This is a genomic window from Brenneria populi (assembly GCF_036016195.1).
Taxonomy (GTDB): Bacteria; Pseudomonadota; Gammaproteobacteria; order Enterobacterales; family Enterobacteriaceae; genus Brenneria; species Brenneria populi.
This window is the reverse complement of sequence record NZ_JAYWTM010000006.1, coordinates 359,456-381,966: the sequence shown is the minus strand read 5'-3', so window position 1 is coordinate 381,966 and position 22,511 is coordinate 359,456. Positions and strand designations below refer to the sequence as shown.

At 55.2% G+C, this 22,511-nt stretch carries 22 protein-coding genes and 1 tRNA gene; 13 read left to right on the top strand and 10 right to left on the bottom strand.

What is annotated here, in order from left to right:
- Nucleotides 1-55: 55 nt before the first annotated feature.
- From cgtA to rplU, 4 genes are all read right to left on the bottom strand, one after another.
- Complete coding sequence (cgtA, locus tag VSX58_RS09255) at nucleotides 56-1,228, bottom strand: Obg family GTPase CgtA (RefSeq protein WP_327617795.1); 1,173 nt, start codon at nucleotides 1,226-1,228, stop codon at nucleotides 56-58.
- Nucleotides 1,229-1,558: 330 nt separating this feature from the next.
- Nucleotides 1,559-2,518, bottom strand: a complete 960-nt coding sequence (locus tag VSX58_RS09250) for a DMT family transporter (protein ID WP_327617794.1) — start codon at nucleotides 2,516-2,518, stop codon at nucleotides 1,559-1,561.
- A gap of 88 nt (nucleotides 2,519-2,606) precedes the next feature.
- Nucleotides 2,607-2,864 (bottom strand): 50S ribosomal protein L27, encoded by a 258-nt coding sequence (gene rpmA / locus VSX58_RS09245; protein WP_009114475.1) that lies wholly within the window; start codon nucleotides 2,862-2,864, stop codon nucleotides 2,607-2,609.
- Between the two features lie 19 nt (nucleotides 2,865-2,883).
- Nucleotides 2,884-3,195, bottom strand: coding sequence for a 50S ribosomal protein L21 (gene rplU, locus VSX58_RS09240; protein WP_048636291.1), 312 nt, complete (start codon nucleotides 3,193-3,195; stop codon nucleotides 2,884-2,886).
- 263 nt (nucleotides 3,196-3,458) lie between these two features.
- On the opposite strand from rplU, the gene ispB reads away from it, so the two are divergent.
- Complete coding sequence (gene ispB, locus VSX58_RS09235; protein WP_327614158.1) at nucleotides 3,459-4,430, top strand: octaprenyl diphosphate synthase; 972 nt, start codon at nucleotides 3,459-3,461, stop codon at nucleotides 4,428-4,430.
- Nucleotides 4,431-4,456: 26 nt separating this feature from the next.
- Here the strand turns inward: ispB and VSX58_RS09230 are convergent, their stop codons facing one another.
- Nucleotides 4,457-4,828 carry a DNA-binding protein gene (locus VSX58_RS09230; RefSeq protein WP_327614159.1) on the bottom strand — a complete coding sequence of 124 codons (372 nt, stop codon included), beginning with the start codon at nucleotides 4,826-4,828 and terminating at the stop codon, nucleotides 4,457-4,459.
- A 271-nt stretch (nucleotides 4,829-5,099) separates the two neighbouring features.
- On the bottom strand, nucleotides 5,100-5,486 hold the full coding sequence (locus tag VSX58_RS09225) for a DNA-binding protein (RefSeq protein WP_327617793.1): 387 nt from the start codon (nucleotides 5,484-5,486) through the stop codon (nucleotides 5,100-5,102).
- A gap of 186 nt (nucleotides 5,487-5,672) precedes the next feature.
- On the opposite strand from VSX58_RS09225, the gene VSX58_RS09220 reads away from it, so the two are divergent.
- A complete protein-coding gene (locus tag VSX58_RS09220; RefSeq protein WP_327614161.1) occupies nucleotides 5,673-5,936 on the top strand; it encodes a helix-turn-helix domain-containing protein in 264 nt (87 codons plus the stop codon).
- Nucleotides 5,937-5,995: 59 nt separating this feature from the next.
- Here the strand turns inward: VSX58_RS09220 and mdh are convergent, their stop codons facing one another.
- Nucleotides 5,996-6,934, bottom strand: coding sequence for a malate dehydrogenase (mdh, locus tag VSX58_RS09215; protein WP_327616067.1), 939 nt, complete (start codon nucleotides 6,932-6,934; stop codon nucleotides 5,996-5,998).
- A 532-nt stretch (nucleotides 6,935-7,466) separates the two neighbouring features.
- On the opposite strand from mdh, the gene argR reads away from it, so the two are divergent.
- Nucleotides 7,467-7,937, top strand: a complete 471-nt coding sequence (gene argR / locus VSX58_RS09210; RefSeq protein WP_121575869.1) for a transcriptional regulator ArgR — start codon at nucleotides 7,467-7,469, stop codon at nucleotides 7,935-7,937.
- Between the two features lie 67 nt (nucleotides 7,938-8,004).
- On the opposite strand, the gene tsaD is transcribed toward argR, so the two are convergent.
- On the bottom strand, nucleotides 8,005-9,036 hold the full coding sequence (gene tsaD / locus VSX58_RS09205) for a tRNA (adenosine(37)-N6)-threonylcarbamoyltransferase complex transferase subunit TsaD (protein ID WP_327617792.1): 1,032 nt from the start codon (nucleotides 9,034-9,036) through the stop codon (nucleotides 8,005-8,007).
- 226 nt (nucleotides 9,037-9,262) lie between these two features.
- On the opposite strand from tsaD, the gene rpsU reads away from it, so the two are divergent.
- The 3 genes from rpsU to rpoD all read left to right on the top strand — a co-directional run bounded on the left by rpsU (nucleotide 9,263) and on the right by rpoD (nucleotide 13,359).
- Nucleotides 9,263-9,478, top strand: coding sequence for a 30S ribosomal protein S21 (rpsU, locus tag VSX58_RS09200; protein WP_001144069.1), 216 nt, complete (start codon nucleotides 9,263-9,265; stop codon nucleotides 9,476-9,478).
- A gap of 136 nt (nucleotides 9,479-9,614) precedes the next feature.
- Nucleotides 9,615-11,369 carry a DNA primase gene (gene dnaG / locus VSX58_RS09195; protein WP_327616065.1) on the top strand — a complete coding sequence of 585 codons (1,755 nt, stop codon included), beginning with the start codon at nucleotides 9,615-9,617 and terminating at the stop codon, nucleotides 11,367-11,369.
- Between the two features lie 154 nt (nucleotides 11,370-11,523).
- Nucleotides 11,524-13,359, top strand: coding sequence for an RNA polymerase sigma factor RpoD (rpoD, locus tag VSX58_RS09190; RefSeq protein ID WP_327617791.1), 1,836 nt, complete (start codon nucleotides 11,524-11,526; stop codon nucleotides 13,357-13,359).
- Nucleotides 13,360-13,437: 78 nt separating this feature from the next.
- Here rpoD and mug read toward each other — a convergent pair whose 3' ends face one another.
- Nucleotides 13,438-13,941, bottom strand: a complete 504-nt coding sequence (gene mug, locus VSX58_RS09185; protein ID WP_327617790.1) for a G/U mismatch-specific DNA glycosylase — start codon at nucleotides 13,939-13,941, stop codon at nucleotides 13,438-13,440.
- A gap of 143 nt (nucleotides 13,942-14,084) precedes the next feature.
- Between mug and VSX58_RS09180 the strand changes: the two genes are divergently transcribed.
- Nucleotides 14,085-14,160 (top strand) — tRNA-Ile (locus VSX58_RS09180).
- A gap of 152 nt (nucleotides 14,161-14,312) precedes the next feature.
- Here VSX58_RS09180 and VSX58_RS09175 read toward each other — a convergent pair.
- Nucleotides 14,313-16,301 (bottom strand): methyl-accepting chemotaxis protein, encoded by a 1,989-nt coding sequence (locus VSX58_RS09175; protein ID WP_327617789.1) that lies wholly within the window; start codon nucleotides 16,299-16,301, stop codon nucleotides 14,313-14,315.
- Between the two features lie 390 nt (nucleotides 16,302-16,691).
- On the opposite strand from VSX58_RS09175, the gene VSX58_RS09170 reads away from it, so the two are divergent.
- The 6 genes from VSX58_RS09170 to VSX58_RS09145 are packed head-to-tail and all read left to right on the top strand — an operon-like array spanning nucleotide 16,692 to nucleotide 22,505.
- The gene (locus tag VSX58_RS09170) at nucleotides 16,692-17,957 is read left to right on the top strand and encodes an ABC transporter substrate-binding protein (RefSeq protein ID WP_327617788.1); all 1,266 of its coding nucleotides are present in this window, start codon (nucleotides 16,692-16,694) and stop codon (nucleotides 17,955-17,957) included.
- Nucleotides 17,958-17,995: 38 nt separating this feature from the next.
- A complete protein-coding gene (locus tag VSX58_RS09165; RefSeq protein ID WP_327617787.1) occupies nucleotides 17,996-18,865 on the top strand; it encodes a carbohydrate ABC transporter permease in 870 nt (289 codons plus the stop codon).
- The gene (locus tag VSX58_RS09160) at nucleotides 18,862-19,674 is read left to right on the top strand and encodes a carbohydrate ABC transporter permease (RefSeq protein ID WP_327617786.1); all 813 of its coding nucleotides are present in this window, start codon (nucleotides 18,862-18,864) and stop codon (nucleotides 19,672-19,674) included. The genes VSX58_RS09165 and VSX58_RS09160 overlap by 4 nt, the downstream gene beginning before the upstream one ends.
- Before the next feature lie 9 nt (nucleotides 19,675-19,683).
- Complete coding sequence (locus VSX58_RS09155) at nucleotides 19,684-20,724, top strand: ABC transporter ATP-binding protein (RefSeq protein WP_327617785.1); 1,041 nt, start codon at nucleotides 19,684-19,686, stop codon at nucleotides 20,722-20,724.
- Complete coding sequence (locus tag VSX58_RS09150; protein ID WP_327617784.1) at nucleotides 20,714-21,484, top strand: MBL fold metallo-hydrolase; 771 nt, start codon at nucleotides 20,714-20,716, stop codon at nucleotides 21,482-21,484. Before VSX58_RS09155 ends, VSX58_RS09150 begins: the two co-directional genes overlap by 11 nt.
- Nucleotides 21,471-22,505, top strand: coding sequence for a LacI family DNA-binding transcriptional regulator (locus tag VSX58_RS09145; RefSeq protein ID WP_327617783.1), 1,035 nt, complete (start codon nucleotides 21,471-21,473; stop codon nucleotides 22,503-22,505). Before VSX58_RS09150 ends, VSX58_RS09145 begins: the two co-directional genes overlap by 14 nt.
- Nucleotides 22,506-22,511 lie beyond the last annotated feature (6 nt).

Sequence of the window (22,511 nt, the reverse complement as noted above, 5' to 3'; positions counted from 1 at the left end):
GACTCAGCGCTTTGCCGGAAAAACCGCGGTTTTCCGGCAATGAGATAGGGCGAGATCAGCGTTGATAAATGGTTTCGACGCCCTCTTCGTCCTCGTCGTCCCAATCATCATCCCACTCTTCCTCGGCTTCATTTTCTGCCGCCGCCAACTGCTCACGGTGATAGTCGTCCCACATGAATTCGACTTTCTCCGGCGCGCTGGCTTCGACCGCCGCGGCTTTAGGCTGTACTTTCAGGAAGTTCATCACATCCCAGCACAGTGCATTCACCCCTTCACGGTTCGCCGCTGAAATCAGATAATATTTCTCTTCCCACCCCAGCGCCGCCGCGATCTCTTTGGCGCGTTTTCCAGCTTCGGCCTTGTCGATCAAATCAACTTTGTTGAACACCAGCCAGCGCGGCTTTTCAGAGAGAGCCGCGCTATATTGCTGTAATTCATTGACGATCACTTTGGCGTTTTCTATCGGTTCGGACTCGTCAATCGGCGCCAAATCAATAAGATGCAGCAACACCCGGCAGCGTTCCAGATGTTTGAGGAAGCGGATGCCCAAACCGGCGCCGTCGGAAGCCCCTTCGATCAAGCCCGGGATATCGGCGACGACGAAGCTCTGTTCGCTGTCCATGCGCACAACGCCGAGGCTCGGCACCAGCGTAGTAAAGGGATAGTCGGCCACTTTGGGCTTGGCCGCCGAGACGGCGCGGATAAAGGTGGATTTACCGGCGTTAGGCAACCCCAGCATGCCGACATCGGCCAGCAGCAGCAGCTCCAGCATCAATTCACGCTCTTCGCCCGGCGTACCGTCGGTTTTCTGACGAGGGGCCCGGTTAACGGAAGACTTGAACCGGGAGTTGCCCAACCCGTGCCAGCCGCCTTTGGCGACCATCAGCCGTTGCTGGTGACTCGTCATATCCCCCAGCACTTCGCCGGTTCCGGTATCCAGCACGCGGGTGCCGACGGGAACCTTGATAGTGATGTCTTTACCACGTTTCCCGGTGCAGTCGCGGCTCTGGCCATTTTGTCCGCGTTCAGCTCGAAATGATTTCTCAAAACGGTAGTCGATCAGCGTGTTCAGGTTTTCATCGGCCAACAGATAAACGTCGCCGCCGTCGCCGCCGTCGCCGCCGTCAGGGCCGCCGTTGGGAATATATTTTTCTCGGCGGAAGCTGACGCAGCCGTTACCGCCATCACCGGCCACAACCAGAATCGTGGCTTCATCTACAAACTTCATTGACTCTCTCCGCAAAAAACCAATAGAGAACATCTACTTGTTTTAGGCTATTTATTGGTTCTTTTTGGCGTGATTTTGCGCTTTCAAGGAATGCCGGCTTTATCGCCGCCAACCATTAAAAACTGACGCACCAGAACCTATTTCCGGCAAAGGGGCGGATTGTACCCGTTTCCCCCAATATTTTCATCCGTATTAAAAATACACAATGATTTCGAGTTGCAGGATAAAACGTTGCCGGCAACTGAAAAACGGCGGCTATGAATGGATATTAGTACACCGCTCCCCATCCCCGCTACGAATGCGCATCGTTTTTTCGTTTAGACACGCCGCCTACTTGAGCGCCGCTATAGAAACGGGCTCTTTTCTTACAGGGAAAAAGCGGTGTCCTATCGCGGAAAACATGGCGCCGGCCACAACGACCAGAGCGCCGATATATCCCGCTAAATTCAGCGCCGTAATCTCAAAATGCACCGGCCAGATAAGCGCCAACGCGTCGGAGAAAAGCAGCGAGAATAGCGGCGTAAGCGTAATGACCGCACTCACCTGAGCAGACTGCCAACGCGCCATCGCTTCGGCCAAAGCGCCATAGCCTATCAGCGTATTCGCGCCGCAGAACAGCAAACAGGCGAGCTGCAGCCCGTTGAGCCGCAGGATAACCTCCGGATGGGCAAATGGCGTAATAAACGCGATGCAGATGAGGTAAAGCAGCAATAGAATCTGCTGCGACGTTAAACGACGCAGCAATATCTTCTGGGCGACGCCGTACGTTACCCAGACTCCGGCGGCGCACACGCCCAACAGAACGCCCAGCGTGTAATCGGTAAGCCGGGTGAAAATTTCAATCAGGCTGGCGTTAAAAAATAAAATCAGTCCGCAAACCAACGTCACCGCGCCAATAACCTGCGTCACCCGCATCTTCTCCTTCAGGATGAGTACGCTGGCGAACATCATACCGACAGGCGAAAGTTGACCGATAACCTGGGCGGCGGTAGGACTCAGGTATTGCAGCGATGAACTGAAGAAGACAAAGTTCCCCAGCAAGCCGCAGGCGGCTATCGATAAGGCGATCAACCATCGACGCCGACGAAAAATCCGCAGCGGAGGCAGCTGCCCTCGCGAGGACAACAACAGGCCTAGCCCGATAGACGCAATGAAAAATCGATACCAAACAACCGTATAGGGCTCCATGACGACCAGAACCTGCTTCATGGCGATCGGTAAAGCGCCCCAGCATATCGCCGTCGTCAGCGCCAGACAAAGACCGATGCCAGCCTGCTGTTTACTCTTCATGTTCGTCCAGGCGATCGCTTGGGATCAGAATGTAAAAAGCCCCGCAACGAATTGCGGGGCTTAAATCCGTAAGACCTAACGCGAAAAATTATTCAGCGACGATACTGATATATTTACGATTTTTAGGGCCTTTGACTTCGAACTGAACTTTACCGTCAGACAAAGCGAACAGAGTATGGTCTTTCCCGCAGCCTACGTTGCTGCCAGCGTGGAATTTGGTCCCGCGCTGACGAACGATGATGCTGCCCGCCAATACTGCTTCGCCGCCGAAACGTTTTACGCCCAGGCGTTTGCTTTCTGAGTCACGACCGTTGCGGGTCGAACCGCCAGCTTTCTTGTGTGCCATTTATCCGCTCTCCTAAATCTTAAGCGCTGATGCCGGTGATTTTCACGTCAGTGAACCACTGACGATGGCCTGCTTGCTTACGATAGTGTTTACGGCGACGAAACTTAACAATCTTAACTTTCTCGCCACGACCGTGAGCAACAACTTCAGCTTTAATTTTACCGCCATCGACGAAAGGAACGCCGATTTTGATCTCTTCACCATTGGCAATCATCAGAACCTGATCAAACTCAATAGCTTCACCAGTTGCGATGTCCAGCTTTTCCAAGCGAACGGTTTGACCTTCGCTTACTCGGTGCTGTTTACCACCACTTTGGAAAACTGCGTACATAAAAAACTCCGCTTTCCGCGCACTCAACGTATGATTATCCAGAGCGCGCTATAAATATTCACAATAGGGCGCGAATTCTACGCAAAAAACCCGAGGATGACAAGTGCAGAATCGAAGGATGTGCAGAAAAAGAATACAACGTATTAACTGCCGTTTATCTCGCTCATTTTTCCAGTACAATCAACTCAACAAATTCCATCATATGCCGATATGAGACAGCAATAATCTTACGGCGATGTTGAAGAAATCAGCTGGCACAAACCATGAATCTAGAACAAATCACATCGTTAACCGCCCAGGATATGACGGCCGTTAATAACGTAATCATTGAACAACTGAACTCTGATGTCGTTCTTATTAATCAACTCGGCCATTATATCATCAGCGGCGGCGGCAAGCGCATCAGACCGATGATCGCGGTGCTGGCGGCCCGAGCGCTGGCCTATGAAGGCGACAAACACGTCACCGTGGCGGCGCTGATCGAATTTATTCATACCGCCACGCTGTTGCATGATGATGTCGTCGATGAATCCGATATGCGCCGCGGCAAAGCCACCGCCAATGCCGCTTTCGGCAACGCGGCCAGCGTGCTGGTCGGCGATTTTATCTATACCCGCGCATTTCAGATGATGACCAGCCTGGAATCGCTGCGCGTGCTGGCGCTGATGTCCGAAGCGGTTAACGTGATCGCGGAAGGCGAAGTCCTGCAGTTGATGAACTGTAACGACCCCAATATCACCGAAGAAAGCTACATGCGCGTGATTTACAGTAAAACCGCGCGCTTGTTTGAAGCCGCCGCGCAGTCATCGGCGATTCTGGCGAATGCGACGCCTGAGCAGGAAAAGGCATTGCAGGACTACGGGCGCTATCTGGGAACGGCCTTCCAGCTTATTGATGATTTGCTGGATTACAACGCGGACGGCAAAACGCTGGGTAAAAATACCGGGGACGATCTTAACGAAGGCAAGCCAACGCTGCCTTTATTACACGCGATGCGCAACGGTAACGCCAAGCAGAGCGCCATGATTCGTCAGGCGATAGAAGAAGGCAACGGACGTCATCTGCTTGACCCCGTGCTCGCCGCCATGCAGCAATGCGGTTCGCTCGACTACACGCGCAAACGCGCGGAGGAAGAGGCCGACAAAGCGATTGCCGCGCTACGGCCGTTGCAGGAAACGCCATTCCGCAAGGCGCTGGAAGGCCTCGCTCATATCGCGGTGCGGCGTGATTTCTAGCGGCGTAAACAGACTACAGCGAATCGTTACGCCGTCCGGTCATCCGCGCCATCATCCAGACGGGACAGCATCGCAACGGCTCCCTCACGCAGGATAAAGTTTATCAGCCGTGATTGTTCGCTTTCCGAGAGCTGGTGAAAAATATGTATCCAGGAGGCCAGCAGCGCTGGCTCCTTTTTCACCTGATATCCAGGCGCCTCCTCTTCTTTCATCAACAGCTGGTTTCTCACCTCATCGGGGAGACTGTGAATCGAATACTCGACGCCGCGCCCCTGCACGCCCTTGCGTTTCCGTCGCTCCCAGCCGCCGTCGCGCGCGCGTTTGTTTAATCCCTGCGGGGATTTAGGCAACCCGCCGAGACCAAGCAGCTCATTCGTGGCGAACCATTCTTTGTCCATAGCCTCACTCTCCTGCTTACTGAAAGGACAGCATCGATTTGCACCGAGCGTTTCCATATAGTGAACTAATATTACCTAAACATTTAACATCTACGCGTTATTAATACCACTAAAAGATGCAAAAAATATCGATGTTGCGTGAAGATAGCTAGATTTTTCAAGGTAAAGGGCGGGTTAGACGCTGAAGATATAGAGCAAAAAATAAGGGAGATAATGGGAAAGAGGAGAGGTTCCGTCATATTCCCGCGAGGAGCAGATGACGGAATAGGCTCTATTCGGCCATCGCCGTGGGATCGGTTTTCTCATCGGAAGGGAAAATGCCCAACTGGTTCAGCGTGGTCGACACGCCCACCCTCAGGATATGGGAGATAAGTTTATCTCTTTCTGTTTCAGATAGTTGATCGTATATCTGCATCCACACGGCAAGCGTGGCGGACTGTTTTTCCGCATAGGCGGGAGAGTCGCTCTCAAGTAATAACGATTTTTTTACCGTGTCAGGCAGGCTATGGATCGAGTATTCCACGCCTCTTCCCTGGACGCCGCGACGACGTCGCTTCTCCCACCCGTCTTCACGAGCGCGCTTATTTAATCCCTGCCTTGATTTAGGAAGCCCGCCAACGCCGATCAGCTCATTGGTAGCAAACCACTCTTTTTTCATAGCCTTTCATCCTGATAGCGCCATCCCTAACAAAAACAGGTTTATTAGGAAATAATTTGAGAATATTATAGAAAATAGATGCTATATTATTTCCAAATAATCATGTCATATTAGCTCGGCATATAACGAACTCACGTTATTTATACCACTAATACACAGTCGTCTTATAGCAATAAGGGAAGGATTATGACTTTAAGGAAACATGACTGGCATCCCGCAGATATCATCGCCGCTCTGCGTAAAAAAGGCACAACGCTGGCAGCGGTATCCCGCGCCGCAGGGTTAAGCTCGTCAACGCTGGCGAATGCGCTTTCGCGCCCTTGGCCTAAAGGAGAGTGGCTGATAGCCGATGCGCTGAATATCCACCCATCCGAGATCTGGCCTAGCAGATATTACGATCCGGAAACCAACGAGCTTATCGATAGAAAAAAGCTGATCCGGCCCCGGTAAAAAGAAAAGCCGGAGATCGATCTCCGGCTCGGGTTCGCGTTGCCGCGAGGGATTGTTGATTAGCCTTTGATAAAGGCTTCGCCTAATTCGATATCCTGATTCAGCGTTTCCAACATATTTTTGAGCGCATCTTGTTCAAACTGGCTCAGCGCGCCGATCTCTTTACGTTCGGCAATACCGTCTTTACCCAACAGTACCGGCTGTGCGAAGAAACGGGCATATTGACCATCGCTTTCCACATAGGCGCACTCCACCACGCCGCTCTCACCCAGCAAGGCTCGCGTTAACGACAGGCCAAACTGCGCGGCGGCCTGTCCCATCGATAGGGTAGCCGATCCGCCGCCGGCCTTCGCTTCCACCACTTCCGTACCCGCATTCTGGATACGTTTCGTCAAGTCGGCGACTTCCCGATCGCTGAAGCTGACGCCAGGCACCTGTGACAATAGCGGCAGAATGGTCACGCCGGAGTGCCCGCCGATAACCGGTACGTTGATCTCCTCCGGCCGTTTGCCTTTAAGTTCGGCCACAAAGGTATTGGAGCGGATAATGTCCAGCGTGGTCACGCCGAACAGTTTGTTCTTATCGTAAACGCCGGCTTTCTTAAGCACTTCAGCCGCAATAGCGACCGTGGTGTTGACGGGATTGGTGATAATGCCGATACAGGCTTTTGGGCAAGTGGCGGCAATTTGCTCGACCAGATTACGAACGATGCCGGCGTTGACATTGAACAAATCGGAACGGTCCATGCCCGGTTTACGGGCCACCCCGGCGGATATCAGCACGATGTCCGCACCGGCCAGCGCGGGAGTCGCGTCGGTGCCGCAATAGCCTTTGATGTTTACCGCGGTAGGAATATGGCTCAGATCGACCGCGACGCCCGGCGTTACCGGCGCGATGTCGTAAAGGGATAACTCTGAACCTGAAGGAAGCTGGGTTTTGAGGAGAAGAGCAAGGGCCTGACCAATACCGCCGGCTGCTCCAAGAACTGCAACTTTCATCCTAAACTCCTTATTATCGTAAAGTACAAAAAACGCCGTGAATTCGTTTAACAAAAGAATCAATACAAGAGAAAAAGCGTATTCGCTTACCGCCAGTGGATATGACTTAAAGACCGGGAATACCCTATGCCTATAATAATAAGCCATAAGCGGCTATTAATTAGAAAGGTAAGTAAAGTTAGTGGCTTCGGGTTAATAACGTACTCATCATGCATAAACCGTTAAGTAAAGATCGGCGGCGCATCATCTCTATCGATACTCGTCATACTTCAGGCTGCATATGCGGCGGCCTTTCTGCGACTCGAATTATTTAGAGTATATGCGCCATATAAATAACATCATTTTGATAACATTTGCTTCACTTTTATGTGACTTATAGCGCATTTTTTAGACTCCGCATATTCAAGTTCCCGCCTCCGCTTTTTTCAAACGGCCAACGGCCGCGGCTGGCGATAATATACGCATTATAGTTGCATAAAAATTCACTAATCTGCATAATATTAACCAAATAACCCTATGAAATTGGTGCAGAATGCGTAATTCGACAAAACAAGAAGACTTGGTTAAAGCGTTCAAAGCGCTGCTGAAAGAAGAAAAATTCAGCTCCCAAAGTGAAATTGTTCAAGCTTTGCAAGACGATGGATTCGAAAACATCAATCAGTCCAAAGTCTCGCGCATGCTGACCAAATTCGGCGCGGTGCGTACGCGCAACGCCAAAATGGAGATGGTTTACTGCCTGCCGGCGGAGCTCGGCGTGCCCACCACCACCAGTCCGCTCAAAAATTTGGTGCTGGACGTCGATTTCAATGATGCCGTCGTGGTCATCCACACCAGCCCGGGCGCCGCCCAGCTTATTGCTCGCCTGCTTGACTCGCTGGGCAAATCGGAAGGCATTCTCGGCACCATCGCCGGCGACGACACCATCTTCACCACCCCCGCCAGAGGATTCAGCGTCAAACAGCTCTATGAAGCCATTTTGGTGCTGTTTGAACAAGAGCTGTAGCGTCAGGGGCGGCAATAGCAAAATCGCGTATACTTCCCTGGCGATGCGCCCCCGTCAATAGCCCCCGCTACTGACGATTCTCCGTCTCAAGGGCGGGCAGTTCAGCCAGCGGCCAGCGCGGACGCACCGTCACGCCGAGATCGCGAGAATCCCCCTGCCGCAGACGGATGGCGCCCGCATAGGCAATCATCGCGCCATTGTCCGTACAAAACTCGGGACGCGCATAAAATACGCTGCCGCCCCGCTTCGTCATCATCTCGCCCAAACGTTGGCGCAACGCGCGATTAGCGCTGACCCCGCCCGCCATCACCAGCCGGTTAAAACCGGTTTCATCCAACGCGCGACGGCACTTAATCGCCAGCGTATCCACGACGGCGTCTTCGAAAGCCCGGGCGATATCAGCCCGAGTTTGCGCATCATCGCCATTGCTGCGGATGGTATTGGCAGCGAACGTTTTCAGGCCGGAAAAACTGAAATCCAGCCCTGGACGATCCGTCATGGGGCGCGGAAAAGTGAAGCGCGCGGCGTTGCCGGCCTGCGCCATTTTCGACAGCATCGGCCCGCCTGGGTAATCCAGCCCCAGCAGTTTCGCCGTTTTATCAAAGGCTTCTCCCGCGGCGTCATCGATGGACTCGCCAAGCAACCGGTACTCGCCGATACCGGTTACGCTGATTAGCTGCGTATGTCCGCCGGAAACCAGCAGCGCGACGAAAGGAAATGCGGGAGGATTATCTTCCAGCATCGGCGCCAGCAGATGCCCCTCCATGTGATGCACCGCGATGGCCGGAACATTCCAGGCAAACGCCAGCGCCCGGCCGACCGTTGCCCCGACCAGCAGCGCGCCCACCAGACCGGGGCCGGAGGTATAGGCGACGCCGTCGATATCGCCGGCGGTTACATCGGCTTCGCGCAGCGCGGCCTGAATCAACGGCACGGTTTTGCGCACGTGATCGCGGGAAGCCAGTTCGGGAACAACGCCGCCATAGTCGGCATGGAGTTTTATCTGGCTGTATAACTGATTAGCGAGCAAACCGGCCTGAGTGTCATAAATGGCAATTCCGGTTTCATCGCAGGATGTTTCGATACCCAATACGCGCATTGCTGTTCCTACTCTTATTGCGGTACAAGCCCGGATTGAATGCGGCTTGCTTCATACGGCAGATAGTCTACCATAAGCGCCCCGGGTTCTGCGCAGGCGGAGGCTGAGCGTTTTATGATCGCCCGCCCCTTTACAAGGGCGCCCTATTTGCAGTAGAATTCCGCACCATTTTGAAAAGGCTGGCACAAGGCCAGCGGCAAACCGAATTTATTGAGGTGAGAGGCACATGCCGGTAATTAAAGTACGTGAAAACGAGCCGTTCGACGTAGCTCTGCGTCGCTTCAAGCGTTCCTGCGAAAAAGCAGGTGTTCTGGCTGAAGTTCGTCGTCGTGAGTTTTATGAAAAACCGACTACCGAACGTAAGCGCGCTAAAGCGTCCGCGGTAAAACGTCACGCGAAGAAACTGGCTCGAGAAAACGCACGCCGCACTCGTCTGTATTAATTTTCAGGAGGTTTTCCTCCGCCGCGTGATTAATCCGCAGACTTAGTAGTTGCATACGAAGGCCGTGCTTTCCGAAAGGAATGCGCGGCTTGCTGTCGTTTATAAGCTATCGTTTATAAGTTAGAAACAGGGGCTTATGGCTGGACGAATCCCACGCGTATTTATTAATGATCTGCTGGCTCGTACCGACATCGTCGATCTCATTGACGCGCGCGTCAAACTGAAAAAGCAGGGTAAGAATTATCACGCGTGCTGCCCGTTCCACCACGAAAAAACCCCCTCATTTACCGTAAACGGTGACAAGCAGTTCTATCACTGTTTTGGCTGTGGCGCCCATGGCAACGCCATCGACTTTCTGATGAATTACGATCGTCTCGAATTCGTTGAAAGTATTGAAGAACTAGCTGCCGCGCATGGCCTTGAAGTTCCCTATGAAACCGGCGCCGGGCCCACTCAGCTTGAGCGTCATCAGCGGCAAAGTTTGTATGAGCTGATGGGGCAGTTGAGCGAGTTCTATCAGCAGGCGCTTAGCCAGTCTGTCGGCGCGCCGGCGTTGCATTACCTGCAACAGCGCGGACTGAGCGCCGAAGTCATTAGCCACTTCGCCATCGGCTTCGCGCCCGCCGGCTGGGATAACGCCTTGAAGCGTTTCGGCCGGAATAACGACGCTCGCAGCGCGTTGAACGATGCCGGCATGTTGGTGACTAACGAACAAGGGCGTACATATGACCGTTTTCGCGAACGCGTCATGTTCCCCATCCGCGACAAACGGGGACGGGTTATCGCCTTCGGCGGCCGGGTATTAGGCGATGGCGTGCCGAAATACCTGAACTCGCCGGAAACTGAAATTTTTCATAAAGGCCGCCAGCTCTATGGCCTCTATGAAGCGCAGCGGAATCATTCCGAACTGAAGCGGCTGCTGGTGGTTGAAGGGTATATGGACGTGGTTGCCCTGGCGCAGTTTGGCATTGATTATGCGGTTGCATCACTGGGAACGTCCACCACGGCCGATCATATCCAGCTGCTTTTCCGCGCCACCGATCAGGTCGTTTGCTGTTATGACGGCGACCGCGCCGGGCGGGAAGCGGCATGGCGCGCGTTGGAAACTGCGCTACCCTATTTAAACGATGGTCGGCAGCTACGCTTTATGTTTTTGCCGGATGGCGAAGACCCCGACACGCTGGTGCGTAAAATAGGCAAAGAGAGCTTTGAACAGCGGATGGAGCAGGCGTTACCGCTGTCGCAGTTTCTGTTCGAAACGTTGCAGCAACAGGTGGATATGAGTTCGCCCGACGGTCGAGCGAAGCTCAGCACGCTGGCGCTGCCCTTGATTGGCCAGGTGCCGGGTGAGACGTTACGCTTATATTTACGCCAGCAGTTGGGTAACAAACTGGGGATTCTGGACGACAGCCAGCTGGATCGGCTGTTGCCAAAAGTGGCCGAACATGCGCAACCCTACCAGCCGCCCCAGCTAAAAGTGACAACTATGCGTATACTTATAGGGCTATTGGTTCAGAACCCAAGGCTTTCAGCGGAAGTTCCCGAACTGACGCTGGAAGGAATAGAAGAGAGCAAAGTGGCTGGCCTGAGCCTGTTTCGGGATTTGGTAAAAACCTGTAACGCCAGCCCGGGAATGAATATGGGGCTGCTGCTCGAAAAATATCGCGACAGTAAGTACCGGAAGCAGCTTGAAACCATGGCTTCCTGGAACCATATGATTGAAGAAGATGAACTGGACGACAAGTTCAGAATCAGCCTGGCGGAGCTCTACGATCGGCTGCTGCTGCAGCGACAGGAAACATTGATTGCCCGCGAGAGAACCCATGGGCTCGATGCCAAAGAGAAGCAAGAACTTTGGTCATTGCAACTGGCTTTAACCAGAAAAAACTGATTACCGAGGCTTAATTGCCGATAAATAGCAAGGTAAACCTTGCCAAGAGCCGCTACAGGGTCCGCGGCGATTAGAAAAAAAGCCCTAATGTTATTGTTGGCGAATGACGCCGACCAACACCAACCCAAATACTCTGAAGTGTGGATACCGTCTTATGGAGCAAAACCCGCAGTCACAGCTCAAGCTGCTTGTCACCCGTGGTAAGGAGCAAGGCTACCTGACCTATGCCGAGGTCAATGACCATCTGCCGGAAGATATCATCGACTCCGACCAGATCGAAGACATCATCCAGATGATTAATGACATGGGCATCCAGGTGATGGAAGAAGCACCTGATGCAGACGATCTGTTGCTGGCAGAAAATACCAACGACGCGGATGAAGATGCGGCAGAAGCTGCTGCCCAAGTGTTATCCAGCGTTGAATCGGAGATTGGCCGCACCACCGATCCGGTTCGCATGTACATGCGTGAGATGGGTACCGTTGAATTGTTGACGCGTGAAGGCGAGATCGATATCGCCAAGCGTATTGAAGACGGTATCAATCAGGTTCAATGCTCCGTCGCTGAGTATCCGGAAGCGATTACCTATCTGCTGGAGCAGTACGATCGCGTCGAAGCCGGCGAAAGCCGCTTATCCGATCTGATTACCGGATTCGTCGATCCTAACGCGGAAGAGGATATCGCGCCGACAGCCACGCACGTCGGCTCCGAGCTCTCTACTGAAGAGCTGGACGACGACGACGAGGACGAGGAAGACGACGACAGCGATGACGATAACAGCATCGACCCTGAACTGGCGCGCCAGAAATTCACTGAACTGCGCGAGCAATACGAAACGACGCGCCAGGTCATTAAGGCCAACGGCCGCAGCCATGCGAAATCGGCGCAGGAAATTCTGAATCTGTCCGAAGTCTTCAAACAGTTCCGTCTGGTGCCGAAACAGTTTGATTTTCTGGTTAACAGCATGCGCTCAATGATGGACCGCGTGCGTACCCAGGAACGTCTGATCATGAAGCTTTGCGTCGAACAGTGCAAAATGCCGAAGAAAAACTTCGTCACCCTGTTCTCGGGCAATGAAACCAATGATTCCTGGTTTGCGGCGGCGATAGCGATGGCCAAGCCATGGTCTGAAAAGCTGAACACCGTCGAGGAAGACGTGAAGCGCGGCCTGCAAAAGCTGCATCAGATTGAAGAAGAAACCGGTTTAACCATCGAACAGGTTAAAGACATCAACCGTCGCATGTCGATCGGCGAAGCGAAAGCCCGCCGCGCCAAGAAAGAGATGGTTGAGGCCAACCTGCGTCTGGTTATCTCTATCGCCAAGAAATACACCAACCGCGGCCTGCAGTTCCTTGACCTGATTCAGGAAGGGAATATCGGTCTGATGAAAGCCGTGGACAAGTTCGAATATCGCCGCGGCTATAAGTTCTCGACCTACGCCACCTGGTGGATCCGTCAGGCCATTACCCGCTCCATCGCCGACCAGGCGCGCACCATCCGTATTCCGGTGCATATGATTGAGACCATCAACAAGCTCAATCGTATTTCCCGCCAGATGCTGCAGGAAATGGGGCGCGAGCCGACGCCGGAAGAGCTGGCCGAGCGCATGCTGATGCCGGAAGATAAAATCCGTAAGGTGCTGAAGATCGCCAAAGAGCCGATCTCGATGGAAACCCCGATCGGCGATGATGAAGATTCGCATCTGGGCGACTTTATCGAGGATACCACGCTGGAGCTGCCGCTGGATTCCGCGACATCGGAAAGCCTGCGTTCAGCGACGCACGACGTGTTGGCCGGCCTGACCGCGCGCGAGGCGAAAGTTCTGCGTATGCGCTTCGGTATTGATATGAATACCGACCACACGCTGGAAGAAGTGGGTAAACAGTTTGACGTTACCCGTGAGCGTATTCGTCAGATCGAAGCCAAAGCGTTGCGTAAACTGCGCCATCCGAGCCGCTCGGAAGTGCTGCGCAGCTTCCTGGATGATTAATTCACCCCGCAATGACTGATGTCGCTGAAATAACCCCGGTCCGCCGGGGTTATTTTTTTGCCGCGGCCGCGCCCCGTTTCATGCGCCGTCATGCAGCGCCAGATACAACGCCTGATAAGAAACGACCAGCGACTCCAGCGTCGCGCGGTTCAGTCCGCTGGGGTTAGGCAGCACCCAAACCTGCGTTTTGCCGATCGTCAACGCCTGGCGCCCCCATCCGACCTTCTTCACGCCGAAGGCCTGGCTGAACGCTTGCTTCCCCAATACCGCCAGCGCTCGAGGCTGGTAGCGCTCTATCTTTTCAATAATGGTCGCGCCGCCGCGCAAGAGCTCGCTCTTGTTCAGCTCAGCCGCCGCCGTCGTCGGCCGCTCCACCAGCATGGTGATGCCGCACCCGGTATCCAGCAGATGACGCTCCTCTTCCGGCTTAAGCAAACGTTCGGTGAATCCGGCCTGATGAATCACTTTCCAGAAGCGGTTGTTCGGATTGGCGAAATGATATCCCTGGTGGGCGGTCGATAATCCCGGATTGATTCCGCAGAAAACCACCTGAAGATCGGCAGCCAGAATATCCTCGAACATACACTCTCCTTTAGCGCGCGCTTTTCGCTGTTATCGCAAAATCCGATAATAATAACAACAAGCTATCCTGCATAGAAAACAGACATCCGACGGAACAGCTATAGACCTTCCCCCGCACATTACCGTATAATCGTCGCCCGTCAGGCCCCTTAGCTCAGTGGTTAGAGCAGTCGACTCATAATCGATTGGTCGTTGGTTCAAACCCAACAGGGGCCACCAGAATTTCAAGGAGTTACGTTAATCGCGTGGCTCCTTTGTTTTTTCGGGGATATTTGCGCGATACCGCGCAGCGGCTGCTTCATACGCCATTGGGCCGGCCATTTTGAGTCGACCATAGATAGTCGCCCCGCGCAGGGCGGGGCGAGACTGGCCTATTTTATCAGGGTAACCGCAGGCGCGGGCCTACCCACTGGCTCGAAAGCGTCCTGTTCGGGAAGACGGAACGAGGCGACGAGCGAAGCCAATTGTTCAGCTTCTTCTTTCAGCGTCTGCGTACGAGCCGCCGCATCATCGATGAGAGAGGCATTTTGCTGAACGGTACTGTCCATCTCGGTTACGGCGAGCGTGACTTCAGAGATTCCTTTACTCTGCTCCTCGCCCGCTACGCGAATTTCCCCCACGACCTGCCGCACCCGCCGCACGTTGTTTACCAGCTGCCCTAACCGAGAATCGGTATCCTGTACCCGATGGCTTCCGGTTCCCACGCTTAACAACGATGCGTCAATTAACGTTTTTATTTCCTGGGCGGCGGTAGCGCTGCGCTGGGCCAATGTCCGAACTTCAGAAGCCACGACGGCGAAACCTCGCCCCGATTCTCCCGCCCGCGCGGCTTCCACCGCCGCATTGAGGGCCAGGATATTAGTCTGGAAGGCGATGCTGTCTATCACGCCGACGATTTCTCTCATTCGACCGGATGAGGAATTAACTTCATCCATGGTCGTAATCACCCCCTGCATCGCCTCGCCGCATTCGTTAGCCGTTTTGGCCGTATTCTCAGCCAGCTCGTCCGCCAACTGGGTATTGCCCGCATTTTGCTGAACCGCGGCATTAAGCTGCTCCATCGCCGCCGCGCTCTGCTCCAGCGCGGCGGCCTGCTGCGTGACTCTTGAAGACAGCTCCATATTGCTGTCGGCCAGATTTACCGCATTGCTGGCAACAATAACGCTGCTATTACGCACGGCAAGCAGCACGGCCGCTATCTTGTCGACGAATAAATTAAACGCCAGAGCGATGTCCGATATCTCATCGCGCCCCTTGATCTCCAGCCGACGGGCGAGATCCCCCTCCCCCTGGGCAATATCATCCAGCGCCCGACGGGTATCATCCAGTCTGGCGATCAATCGGCGGACCATCAGCCAGGAAGCCGCCAGCAGTATTGTCATGACCGGCAGCAGCACGGCCAGCACATCCCTCATCATGACCCGCGCCAAACCGGTGATACGCGCTTCCGGGGTCACCAGACCGACCACCCAGCCGGTATCACTCATAGAGAACAGCATGGCGCTGGATGGACTCCCCAGCAATTCGTCGCGCGCCAATGGCACGGAAGATACGCCCTCGTTATTCCCCCGCGACTGATTAAGGGCGTCCGCGATGGGACTCAGCCAGTCCGATTGTTTAGCGAGTTGGTTAAATGTCTGAAATTTACCGCTGTCCGTTTCAGGGAAATAGAGGATCTGCCCCTGCCGATCGACGATAAATGCGTAACCCCCGGTGCGGTCGCCCTGCTGTTGCATAAACGCCGCTACATTATCGAGCCGAACGTCGGTGGTGGCGACGCCGGCGAAGCGGCCGGCATGCCGGTACGGCACGCTACAGGTGACCATATTCACCCCGGAGACGGTATCCCTGTAAACGTCGGACCATACGCATTTATTAACCGACTGGTTTTTCGCTCCCGTATACCAACTTTCGTTGTGATAACCGGTTCCGCTTTGCGCATTATAGTCATCGGAATAAACCAGCTTGCCGTCAGCGCCGCGCGCCCAGAAAAAACTTCTGCGCGCCACGCCCGGCGTAAACGAGTCCGGCTCCGGCCAGATTCCGCCGCCGGTGATGACTGAATTATCCTGACCGTCAATCAGGCGGGGAGCCACCTCCCGATATAGCGATTCCTCTTTGGGAAGCGCCTCCGCCAGACGGGCCAGGCTTACCGTTTCACCTTCAATACGCGACAGCACTACGCTTAACTGACGCGTCAGGCCCTGTCCCGTCTCTTCAATCAACGTAGTGTTGAGTTCAACCACCCGGGGCTGTCCTCGCCATAACATACTGATAAAAATAACAAACACCGTAACCAATAGGAGCAGGACTCCGCCCACGGTCAACCTGGCTGATATACGTGCAGGATACCAGTTCATACTCTCTCCTTTCGTAATAAACTGACTCTATATACGTATCGGCACCTTACCCACCAGCTTTATCATGTTATTCTGCCGTAACCGCCAAAGATGAGTGCGATAAGCCGTCGCACCCCGCTTCTCATAAACGTTTTGTTCTACAAAACACAAAAAGCTGACAGATAAATTCGCCCGCACGCTCTCCGGTCAATCGAACGGCGCGGCAATCGTATTTCCCTCTCTGCGCGAAGAGACCGCGGCGATGATGACAACGGCCAAAACGAGTCAGGCGGTCGGGAGCGTTAGCGAAGCGCCTCTCCCGCCGCGCCATCACGCCGCCAATGTTCACTATCCCGTCATTCAACTGACATTTTCAGTAACTAGCCTTACACGCAGCAAAAATGAACGCGCGTGCAAAACTACCCGCAGAATGAACGCAGAGAGGAGAAGAACCCGATGTTCCAACGCACCATCATGGCGGCCGCGCTGGTCGCCACCACGTTTGGGGCCATGGCCGATGAGCTGGTTATCGCAAGCCGCGACAGCAGCTACGGCGAGGCGATGCAATATGTGGTGAATGAATATCAAAAGGCGCATCCGGAAACAAAAACCACGCTGGTGAAACGCCCCAACAAAGGCCTCTATGAAAGCATCGTGCTGTCGATGCGTGAAAAGAGCGGCAGCTATGACGTCATTCTAATGGACGATACCTGGGCTCCCGAGTTTTTCGCCAACCGATGGCTGACCCCGCTTTCCCAGGACGTCGAAGATAAAGACTTTATTCCGGCGCCGTTCGATATCGGCCGCTATCCGGAGGCAAAAGGCCCGGTTTACGCCATGCCCATGGTCGGCAACGTCGCGCTGTTCGCCTGGAATCGGGCCGTATTTGATAAAAACCGCCTGACGCCGCCTAAAACCTGGAGCGACGTGCTTAACGCGGCGCAGAAAATCAGCCAGACATCCGGCACGAACGGCGTAGTGTTCCGCGGCGTCAAAGGCAACCCGATTGTGACCGGCTTTCTGCCAATCCTTTGGGGCTATGGCGGCGATGTCGTCGACCGGCAGGGTAAAGCGACGCTGGATACGCCGCAGGCAAAACAGGCGCTGACGACGTTTCTGGCGATGAAGCAATACGCGCCGCGCGGCGTGGATGTGTATAACGCGGATGAAGTGCGCGACGCGCTGCAAAAAGGCAGCGCCGCGATGGGCATTGAAGTATGGCCGGCGTGGATCCCCAACCTGGATAACCCGGAAGTGTCCAAAGTCGTCGGCGAGATGGAGATTACCGCGCCGCCGGCGGAAACGGGCCGGCCCGCGCCGATGCTGGGGATCTGGCAATTGGCGATTCCAGCGGATGCGAAAAACAAAACCGACGCGGCGGCTTTCCTGAAATTCGCCACCGGCGCCGACATGCAGAAAAAACTGGCGCTGAACTACGGCATACCGCCGACGCGCCAAAGCGTCTATGTCGACAAGGACGTGGTGGCGAAATACCGCTGGTACCCGCAGCAGGCGGAAGCGCTGAAAACCAGTAAGGCGCGTCCGCGCATCCAGAACTGGGCCGAGGTTGAAAGCGTGCTGGGCGACTACCTGCAAATGGCCATGATGGGACAAATGACGGCGGAACAGGCGTTGCAGCAGGCGCAACGCCGTATCAGCCGCATCGTCAAAGCATAATCGTCTTTCGCCTCGGCGGCGCCGCTTTGGATTTCGCTATGTTATTTGAAAACCGTAAACACTTAATCGCCCTGCTGCTGCCCGCGCTGGCCATTCTTGGGCTGTTGACGGCCTATCCCATCGCTTCCGTGATTTACCACGCTTTTGGCGCGGCGGGCGACGTCGGCCAACGCTACCAATTCGTCGGGCTGGCAAACTTTCGGGGGCTATTCGACGACTTTTTCTTTCTTTCCGCGATCGAAAACACGTTCGTTTTTACTCTGGTCGCGTCCCTTGCCCAGGTGGGCATCGGGTTGTGTCTGGCGCTGCTGTTTCATCGCCAGTTCCCGGGACGCCGCTTCGCGCTGCCGATAATTATCTACCCGATGACGATCTCGACGCTGGTGTGCTCCGCCATCTGGCGTTCCTGGTATCACTACGATTTCGGGCTGCTCAATACGGCATTGGCCGCGCTCGGCCTGCCGGCCCAGGAGTGGCTGTTTAATCCCCATCTGGCGCTATACGCCATCGCCCTGGTGGATACCTGGCAGTGGACGCCCATGGCCTTCCTGATCATTCTGGCCGGACTGCAGTCCATTCCTAAAGATATCGGCGAGGCGGCGCTGGTCGACGGCGCCAAAGGCTGGCGATCGTTTTGCCATATCACCCTGCCGTTGATTAAAAAGCAGGTGATGCTGGCATTTCTGCTGCGCTCGATCGATACCTTTAAACTTTTTGACAAGGTTTACGTTATGACCGGCGGCGGACCGGGTAATTCAACCGAAACCCTATCAATGTTCGTCTACAAATACGCCTTCCAGTTTTTTGACCTCGGCATGGCCAGCGCCTCCGCGCTGGTGATGCTGGCGATCTCGCTGGCGATGACCCTGTTTTACGCGCGCAAAGCGATGCAAGGAGACAAACCATGAACGCGCGTATTCACAGCCTATGCGTGTGGCTGTCCGTCGCGCTTTTTATCCTGCCCATCATCTGGATGTTCGGCACCGCCTTTAAAACGCCGGGCGAGATTCTCAACGCCGGCGCGCGTCTGGTTCCCGAGCGCCCCACGCTCGCCTCTTTCACCGCACTCTGGCGGGGCGATTTGCCGACGCTGATTGGCAATACTCTGTTTATCTCGCTTTCCGCGACGGCCATTTCCGTCGTTATCGCGTTTTTTGCCGCTTATGCCCTGGCCCGCTACCGTTTTCCCGCCAGGCTGGATAACCTTTTTCTGCTGGCGGTGCTGGTTATCAAAATGATGCCGCCGATCGTCATCGCCATTCCGCTCTATTCGCTGATGAACCACCTCGGCCTGCAGAATACCCGGTTCGGTCTGGTGCTGGCGTATCAGGTGTATACCCTGCCGTTTTGCATCTGGATGCTGCTTGGATTCGTACGCGATATCCCACTGGAGATCGAAGAGGCCGGCGCCATGGACGGCGCGCATCTGTGTAAACGTCTGGCCTATATCGTATTTCCACTCTGCGCGCCGGGGCTGGTGGCCACATCGATTTTCGCCATGATTCTGGGATGGAACGAATTCCTGTTTTCGCTGCTGTTTATTTATACCCCGGACAAATTCACCATTCCGCTGTTTATCTCAAATTTCATGACCGAAAACGGCACCGCCTGGGGCGAGCTGATGGCCGTCGGTATCGTTTCATCTTTGCCGATGCTGGCGCTCGCCGGCTATATGCAACGTTATCTGCTGCGCGGTTTCTCGATGGGGCTGAAATAGGAACGAACGATGAAAAAACTCGAACTGAAAAACGTCCAAAAAACCTATAACGAACAGACGGTTATCCAAAATGTAAACCTTTCCGTCAATAACGGCGAGTTTGTGGTTTTCGTTGGGCCGTCCGGATGCGGCAAATCGACGCTGCTGCGCATGATTGCCGGTCTGGAATCGAGCACGCGGGGAGAAATCAGGCTGAATGGGAAAGCGCTAAACGGCGTTCCGCCGTCGGAGCGTGAAGTCGCCATGGTTTTTCAGTCCTACGCGCTCTATCCCCATATGTCGGTAGAGAAAAATATCGGCTTTCCGTTAAAAATGGCGGGGATGAACAAGCGTCTGATTGAGAAAAAAGTGCGTCAAACGGCGGAAAATCTGCAGCTGACGCCGCTGTTAAAACGCCTTCCGGGCGAATTATCCGGCGGCCAGCGGCAACGCGTCGCCATTGGCAGGGCCATCGTACGCGCGCCGCAGCTCTTTTTATTTGATGAGCCGCTCTCCAACCTCGACGCCAAACTCCGCGGCGAAATGCGAACCTACCTGAAACAGCTGCATCAAAAACTTAAATCGACCATGATTTACGTGACGCACGACCAGGTTGAGGCGATGACGCTCGCCGACAAAATCGTGGTGCTCAACCGGGGCAACATCGAACAGATCGGCTCGCCGGAAGAACTGTATAACCAGCCGGCCAACCAGTTCGTGGCGGCGTTCATCGGTTCGCCGGCGATAAATTTTCTGGATGCGAGGACGTTCAGCGCCCTGAGCCCGCGCGCAACATTGCCGGGCGGCGCGGCAGCCATCGGTATTCGCCCCAATCAGGCGGTGGTCGATAAAATGCACCCCGATTGCGAAATGAAGATTGACGTTGTCGAACCCCTGGGCCATGCGCGCTTATATTACGGCCATCTGCATGGGCAGCCGTTCATCGTTGAAAGCCCGGCGAATTACCGACTCGGCGACACGCTGATGCTGAATCTGGCCGACTCCGTATTACACAGTTTCGACGCCGAACGGCGGCGCATTCGGACGACAGGGGGGGCGAATGGGGCATAAATTTCGGCTCGACGTTATCGGCTGCGGAGATGCCTATGACGGCCGGCACGCCAACGCCAGCATCACGATCGGAGAAAACGGCTACCGGCTGTTGATCGACTGCGGCCCGACCGTGCCGGCCGCACTCTTTAACGCCGGATTAGACCCCGAGTCGCTGGATGCCATCTACCTGACCCACGCCCATCCGGATCACTGCCTCGGCCTGACGACGCTGCTGAACTGGATGGACGCCAGACGGCGCAAGCGCCCGCTCACCCTCATCGCGCAGCGGGCGCAGTGGGCGGTTATCGAACCGCTGATCCGCTTTGCGCACTGGCCCGCGCCCGCGCCGGGTTTTGTGATTAGCCGTCAGGATACGGAATCGACATCCGCCATCGGCCCCTGGACGATACGGACGTCGCCGACGCGCCATGCGGTAGCGAATCTTAGCCTGCATATCACCACCTGCGGCGGGCATCAGCTGTTTTACTCCGGCGACGGATTGCTGTCGCCGGAGGGAAAAGCGCTGGCGTCGCAAAGCGACTGGGTGTTTCTGGAGTGTGAGATGCTGGCTCGCCATCCCAGCCACGGTTCCTGGCAAGATATCGCGCTTTTGCCGCGCAAGCCCGGCAGCCGCTGGCGCCTGTATCACATCGCCCCGGAGCTGCGCGCCGCCTTACGCGACAACATTTCCACCGTCGGCGGGTTGTCGCTGGCCGAAGACGGCGAGACACTTGACGTGGCAGCGGAAGAAACCGTCGGCGACTTTGAACAGGAATAACATCATCATTAATACCAAGAAGAGAGTGACCGCGTCGGACGTCGCGGCCCATGTCGGCGTCTCCCGCTCTGCGGTATCGCGCGCCTTCACCGACGGCGCCAGCATTCATCCGGAAAAACGCGCCAAAATTATGGAAGCGGCGAAGGCGTTGGGCTATCAGCCGAACTTCTTTGCCCGCACGCTAAGTACGCCGGCACGGCGTAAGCGCTCGAATCTGGTGGCCATCCTCATCAGCGATTTCTCTAGCCCTTATCAGTGTTATCTGTTTGAAGAGCTGTCGGCCGTCCTTCAGCTATACGGCAAGCAGCCAATGCTGCTCAACGTCAAACAGGCGGAAGATCTGGACGACGCGATCCTGCGACTATCCGGCTATCAGGTCGACGGCGCGATCGCCGTGGTGGGGTCGCTTCCGGCGGAGCGCTTCGGCCAGTGCCTGAAACTCTCGCTGCCGCTGGTCACATTAGGCCGCACCGATGCGCGCGGGCTGATTCCTTCGGTGCAGACCGATAACCTCAAGGCCGGTAAACTGGCCGCCGCTCGCCTGATCGCCCAGGGGCTCGTCAGACTCGGTTTCGTGGCCGGGCGCAGCGACGGCCAGGCGTCCAACGAGCGCTATCGCGGCTTCAGCGAAGGGGCGTTGTCCCACGGGTTGGCCGCGCCATATCGGCTGGATGCCGGACACTACAGTTACCGGGCGGGTTTTGCGCTGGGCGAGCGCGCTATTGACGCATTGCGCGGGCTGGAAGGGGTGTTCTGCGCGTCAGATGCCCTGGCGATGGGGCTGATGGATAGCTGCCGCGAAGTCGGCCGTTTATCCGTGCCCGGCCGACTAAAGGTCATCGGCTGCGACGACGTGCCGCAGGCCGCGTGGCAAGGCTATCAACTCACCTCCGTCGCCCAGCCCGTCACGCAGATTGCCGAACAGGTGATGCGCCTGCTGCACATCATCTGGCGTGGAGAAGAAGAGATTCCGATGCTGACCCGGCTTGAGCCGCAGCTCAAGGTACGCCGCAGCGGATAATCGCCG